The organism is Methanobrevibacter sp. (genome assembly GCF_017431965.1).
In the GTDB taxonomy this organism is placed as follows: domain Archaea; phylum Methanobacteriota; class Methanobacteria; order Methanobacteriales; family Methanobacteriaceae; genus Methanocatella.
In genome coordinates this window covers 1-6,542 of sequence record NZ_JAFRKB010000009.1, presented here as the reverse complement: position 1 = coordinate 6,542, position 6,542 = coordinate 1, and the positions used below count along the sequence as shown (strand labels likewise).

General features: G+C 30.3%; 6 protein-coding genes. 3 read left to right on the top strand and 3 right to left on the bottom strand.

What is annotated here, in order from left to right; all coding sequences use genetic code 11:
• Positions 1-222: low temperature requirement protein A (locus tag IJI93_RS01145; RefSeq protein WP_292818681.1), on the bottom strand; the 222-nt coding region annotated here is incomplete at its 3' end.
• Positions 223-351: 129 nt separating this feature from the next.
• Entirely contained in the window at positions 352-789 is a 438-nt protein-coding gene (locus IJI93_RS01140; RefSeq protein ID WP_292818678.1) for a MarR family winged helix-turn-helix transcriptional regulator, read from the bottom strand.
• A 109-nt stretch (positions 790-898) separates the two neighbouring features.
• Here IJI93_RS01140 and IJI93_RS01135 point away from each other — a divergent pair, with 109 nt between their 5' ends.
• Positions 899-1,738 (top strand): aldo/keto reductase, encoded by an 840-nt coding sequence (locus tag IJI93_RS01135; RefSeq protein ID WP_292818675.1) that lies wholly within the window; start codon positions 899-901, stop codon positions 1,736-1,738.
• Between the two features lie 136 nt (positions 1,739-1,874).
• On the opposite strand, the gene IJI93_RS01130 is transcribed toward IJI93_RS01135, so the two are convergent.
• A complete protein-coding gene (locus IJI93_RS01130; RefSeq protein ID WP_292818671.1) occupies positions 1,875-3,326 on the bottom strand; it encodes an ATP-binding protein in 1,452 nt (483 codons plus the stop codon).
• Positions 3,327-4,707: 1,381 nt separating this feature from the next.
• Here IJI93_RS01130 and IJI93_RS01125 point away from each other — a divergent pair.
• A complete protein-coding gene (locus tag IJI93_RS01125) occupies positions 4,708-5,604 on the top strand; it encodes a DUF3100 domain-containing protein (RefSeq protein WP_292818668.1) in 897 nt (298 codons plus the stop codon).
• Entirely contained in the window at positions 5,597-6,061 is a 465-nt protein-coding gene (locus IJI93_RS01120) for a hypothetical protein (protein WP_292818665.1), read from the top strand. The genes IJI93_RS01125 and IJI93_RS01120 overlap by 8 nt, the downstream gene beginning before the upstream one ends.
• Positions 6,062-6,542: the final 481 nt, after the last annotated feature.

Here is a 6,542-nt window from a genome sequence, read left to right as displayed (position 1 = left end):
GTCATACCACTTCCACTGCCCATATCTGTTCACATAGTTTGTAAAATAAAGCCATGCCTGCAGAATCACAAATGAAGTAATCAAATAAGCAAAAAAGTTATATGGTGGAATTACACCATTTATCGGTTCTGAAATTAATGCGGTTAACTTTGATATGGCATATACAAAAATCAAATCGTAAAATAATTCAATCAGTTCAACAGGTTTTGTTTTGACTTCCATTAAAATCACTTACTAATGAAATATATCTTTTAAATTATTCTTAAATTTTGTTTTTAGCAACTATTAAAACCACAGTAGTTGGAAATTTAAATTAAATTTCTTGTTGAAAACATAACCCTATAACCTTAACTAGTTTTCACTTAAGAATTTGAATAATAATCTTTTGAGTGTTTCAAGTTCATCTCCACACATGTGGTTGTTTTCCCATTGTCTGATGTGTGTTAGGATTTCATCTGTTTTCCTGATGCCTTCATCAGTTAGCTTAACGATTTTTCTTCTTCTGTTTTCAGGATCCTCAAATCGTGTTATTAATCCCTTGTCTTCAAATTTCCTTAGGATTTTTGATGCATATCCATTGCTTACGTGGAACAAATCGACAAGGTCTTTTTGTGTGCTTTTGTCCACACACCTTATTCTTAACAGGAACGGCAATTCCACAGGAGTAATGTCTTCATCACTGTAATGCTCTGTTGTGTATTCTCCGAAGTCGCTTACAAGTTCTTCCACATAGTGATATATTAATATGTTATGGGAGTTTTCTTTTTTGAATTGCCTTGGTAATGTCATGATTATTTGTTTTGTATCTAATAGTATAAAAATATTTTCTTTAAGAAAATGTTTCCTAAGGAAACATTTATATATAGTTACATCACATAGTAAACAGTAGGTGAAAATCATGGAATATAAAACTTTATCAAACGGCGTGGAAATTCCACAATTGGGTTTTGGAGTTTTCCAAATACCTCCGCAAGAAACAAAAGATGTTGTAAAAAAAGCTATTGAAGTAGGATACAGACATTTTGATACCGCACAGGCTTATTTCAACGAAGCAGAAATCGGTGAAGCTATAAAAGAATCCGGAATCGCAAGAGAAGAACTCTTCATAACCACAAAAGTATGGGTTTCATCATACGGTTATGATGAAACCAAAAAGGCATTCCAAGAATCCTTGGATAAACTCCAGACCGATTATGTTGATTTATACTTACTGCACCAATGCATGGGAGATGTGTACTCAACATGGAGAGCTGTAGAAGACCTGTACAAAGAAGGAAAAATAAAAGCAATCGGAGTATGCAACTTCACACAGGGACGCTTCACAGATTTGTCATTGCATGCTGAAATTCCACCTATGGTAAACCAGATTGAAGTAAATCCGTTCTACCAGCAGGAAGGAACAGTCGAGTTCCACAACGAGTTTGATGCAGTAGTTGAAGCTTGGGGACCTCTTGCAGAAGGAAAAGACGACATATTCAACAATCCGATTCTTTCTGAAATCGGCAGCAAATATGAAAAGTCAGTTGCACAGGTAATCTTAAGATGGCTGATTCAAAGAGATATTGTAGTTTTCCCAAAATCAACCAAAGAATCCAGAATGTTAGAAAATGCTGATGTATTCGACTTTGAATTAACTGATGAAGATATGGAAAAAATCAAAGAGCTTGAAACAGGCGTTCCAATCGTGGAAGTCGACAATCCAGAATTCATAAAATTCGTTGTAAGTTCAATAGCTTAAAATAACTATTGAAAATCTATTTTTTAAAAGAGACTTCACATATAACCTAGTAACTATTGAATGTCTTGTTGGAAACATAACATCCATCACCACACTATACAACTAAATTGATTTCGGTAATGCCACCAGCCAATGCCTATAAAAATGAAAATGTTTTTGGAGGTATGTAGATTACATTTCCTTTTCTTTTAATTGTTTTTGTATTATTTGCAACGACTATCCCATATTCACAGTCATATCTATTAATTGCATCTTCAATTTGATATTTCTTTTTCTTTCCACGACCCACTTCAATTGGAATGATGTTTTCGGATTCTTCCTGGATTAAAAAATCAACATTTGTTTTTTTGTTTGCATCATAGTATATTGTGAAATTGGTGAACTGTCTGTTGGATAGATTAAATAGATTTGATGCTATTAGATTTTCTAATAATAGTCCTTCATAATCATCACTTCCAAGTAATGGGTTTCCAACTTTCCTTGACAATGAGTGTCTGATGCTGGGTGTTGCAAAGTAATACTTCCAGGCTTTTTTAACCCTTTTAGCTGAACCTCCATATGGTTCACAATGAAAGATCAGATGGGTTTTTTCAAGCAGATCCAATATCTTATTGATATTTGCGGTGGATGTTTTCAAATAATTCGCAAGATTTGCATGGGTTAACTCACCCGGCTGTTGGAGGGCAAAGTATCTTAATATTCTTTTTGCATTTGATTGATTTGCAGATGAAAGCTCTTTTATCTGGGACAAATCTTTGGTAATGACTCTTTCTGTTATTTCAACTAAATCTTCACATATTTCCCTGTGTGTCTTTTTATCAAAAAGTATTGGAAAAGCGCCGAATTTAAAATATTCATTCCAGTCGGTAGAATTGTAGTCTATGCAATTGGTCAGCATATTATTGGCTTCAAATTCTGATTTGACAGCACTATCAATATTTCCGGTAAATATCAGATTTCTTAAATCATCCGATAGGTTTCCTGCATTTAAATCATATTTTAATTTGAGATGTTGTGTGTAGTTTAGGGGAGTTATTGATTTTTTACGCATTCTTCTTGCAAGGTCATCGTTTTGTTCTAGATGGAGTGCTGATGAACCTGTAAATATGACAAATATATTATATGATTTGTCATAGATGATTTTTCCAGTTTTTGCCCATTTCTTATCGATTTGTGATTCATCAATGAATATGAAAACCTTTTCATTTAAAGTTCTTAAATTCTCATTAAACATATCCTTTAAATATATTTCAACCATTTCACGAATGCTGCATTCAACGAAATCATTTAAATCATCAAATGAAATATATAGGATATTTCTGGGAGGAATATTCTTTTCTTTCATCAGATATTCATAAAGCTGCAGAATCAGGGTTGTTTTTCCAACACCCCTAAGGCCAGGTAAAACTACAATCTTATTTGATGTATCTTCATTTAAAAAGATATCTACATATCCTTTTAAATCAGTTAGTTCATCCCTTGCATTGAATTTTTTATTATTTTTAGATAAGTTTCTGCTTAAAACATTAGGAACATCATTCAATTCGTTTTTAATAAAATTTGAGATTAACTCTTCTTTTTCCAACATTACGCACAACTCCGTGATTCAATACTTTCTATTCAAATATTTAAATTATCTTATATAAATAATTATTCAAATGATTAAACAATTATATATAAAGACTTGTTTAAATATTTGAACAAAATAATTCTGTTTATTTTTGGAAACATATAATATGAAATAGTTAATGAATGTTTTCCATATGATTTTTCAAAGAATTTAAAGTCAATATCCTAAAAAAAGTATATAAAATATAATACTCTTTTAAAAAAAATACAAAATTTATTCCCTAAAAAAAGACCTATTTTTTAAAAATACCCATATATTGCACTTAATAAAATCATGAAATAATTTATATTAAGTTAAATAATTATAAACTTAATATTAATAATTAACAAGCCAAATAACTCAAAAATAATATGTATTTTTGTTGCCCGTATACTATACAAAATATTTATTACTTTTAGCTCCTACACTATAATATTTCATACAATAACCTTAAAATAGTTACTGTCAATATGTGATGTTTTTCAGATAATAAACGAAATTTACAAAGTGAAAGCAATATTTCATAAACAAAGCAATTTTACATAACCAATACAATAATTACTATTTATAATATCTTTAATTAGAATAAATAGATATATATGCAATGAAAAACAGAATTAAACATTAGAGCTATGTTAAGTAGCTCGATTATGGAGGTTTTCCATGAAAAAAAAGCGAAAAAATATTAATTGCACTTGGAATTATTCAAATAATAATTTCAATATTGCAATTAATATTGAAAGTGTTATGGGGTTAATCCCATAATACTTCTTTTCTTTTTTTCATTATATAAACCTTCCCATAATTAAAATGGAGTTGATAAAATATGATATGGATATCAATTCTTAATCTAATAATAACGATACTTTTAATTATCTTTATATATCCATCTAAAGAGTTTAAATATAAAAATATTATACTGGGATTGTTTTCATTAAATTTAATTTTAATCATAATGACTATTTTGATAAATTAAAAAAGATGATAAAAAATGACAGAATTAAGTTAAATTATCAGATACTCACCCATATTTGACTCAATATTAATATAAATTTTCTATGGGATGTTTTTTTCAACATATCAAATCATCATATTCCTATTGGAAACATAGAATATTAAATAGTGAATGAATATTTTCCATATAATTTTTTCTCCAAATAAAGATTTGTTTTAAAAGTTAATGTTAACTCTTTTATTTTTTAAGATTTATAACATTTTATCATATTTAGTGAATAAAAAGAAGTATTTTTATTCACTTTTTAGGAATTTTTAAGAATCAAATCGTATTGATTTATATAGCAGTTATTGAAGATTATAATTTAATTAACATGTTAAATCATGTTGGGTGGGTGAGGGCACTATGTCTAAAAAAACAGAAGAGACGAATCAGATACAACATATTTATCGAGAAAAGACAGACAAACGTATTTTAAAGAAAAACCCTTGGAAGGATTACAGATTACACATAACAATACTCTTTTTGGTAATAATTGCAGAATCAATAGGACCTATTGAAATTGAACTTTTAGAAGGCGTTGAAGTCTCAATAATGCCTTTGCTTTATTCGATGGTTTTGGGCCTGACCTGTTATCTGGCAAAGCCGATACAATGGATTAAAAGAAGGCAGGCACGTATAGCCGAAGGGGCAATGATGCTTTTTATAGGTATTCTAATAGCCAAGCTTGCTGTATCAAGCGGCCAGTCAATTCATCTGATTTTTGAGATGGGTCCTGCATTGATGCTTCAGGAACTGGGGCATTTGGCAACCATTTTAATAGCACTTCCTGCAGCGTTGTTTTTGGGCTTTAAAAGGGAAGCTATCGGTATGACAAATTCCATTGGCCGTGAGCCTGAAGTGGGCGTTGTCGTTGACAAGTACGGTTTCAATTCTCCCGAAGCAAGAGGAATTTTTGCATTGTTCATCATAGGAACAATGATTGGTACAGTATTTATAAGTTTCCTGGCGAGTTTAAGTACATCATTATTGCCGTTGCATCCATATGCATTTGCTATGGCAAGTGGTGTTGGCAGTGCCAGTATGAATGCAGCGGCTCTTGGCCCTACACTTGCAGCATTTCCTGCACTTGAAACTCAAATTGAAGCGTTTGCAGGATTCAGCAATCTGCTTTCGTTTTCAGTTGGAATCTATATCGTGATATTTTTGGCACTTCCATTGACTGAAAAATTGTATTATAAATTGGAGCCTAGATTCAGGAAAAAATCTTCAGATGAAAAAAACGGTGATGATGATGTCTGACTTAAATGATGGATATCAAATTGTTTCGGTTCCAGGTATTTTAAATTGGATTTTCCTATTGGTTATTTTTTCAGTGATAACAGTGATTGGTAACCATATGGGTTATAAGCATCCAATTGCCGAATCATTGATTGGCATGGGGATTTTGTCTTTGATTGCACTTTTAGGTGCTTGGATGGAAAGATATTTTCCATTAAAGATTCCATCCCTGTTCTATACAATTATTATAGGCATTACATTGGCACTTCCAATAATGCCGACATCAGACATTGTAATCTATTACGTTTCAGAAGTTGAAATCATATCCATTGTCACAGTATTCCTGGCTTATGTCGGCATTGGAATGGGCAACCGATGGCGCGAAATCAAATCTCTTGACTGGAAAGCTCTTATTGTGACAATGCTAATTATTTCTACAATGTATATTGGATCAGGCATAGTTGCACAATTGTTTTAAAATACATGATATCAAACACATGATTGTGAGAACATTTAAATCAAAACTAAAAAAAAATATTATTTAAATTTAATTGGAAACATGAAATATGAAATAATTAATGAATGTTTTTTGTAATAATTATTCAAAGAATTTACTCCAAATATAAAGTCAGTATAGTGAAAAACTATACAAAATATAAACACCTACTAAAAAAGGCCAAATTAATTCCTTAAAAAAAGACTTATTTTTTAAAAATATAACATATTATGCTCAACAAAATCATAAAATAAGTTATATTAAGTTAATAAATAAAAAAACTTAATATTAATGACTAATAAGTCAAATAACGCCTAATTATATACAATGGATTTTGCCCGTATATACTACAAAATATTTACTACTTTTAACTCTTACATTATAATATTTAGTGCAAATTCATATAAAAGATTATCAATAATATTTTGGTGTTTTTTCATTTAAAATCTACAGATTCCCCCTT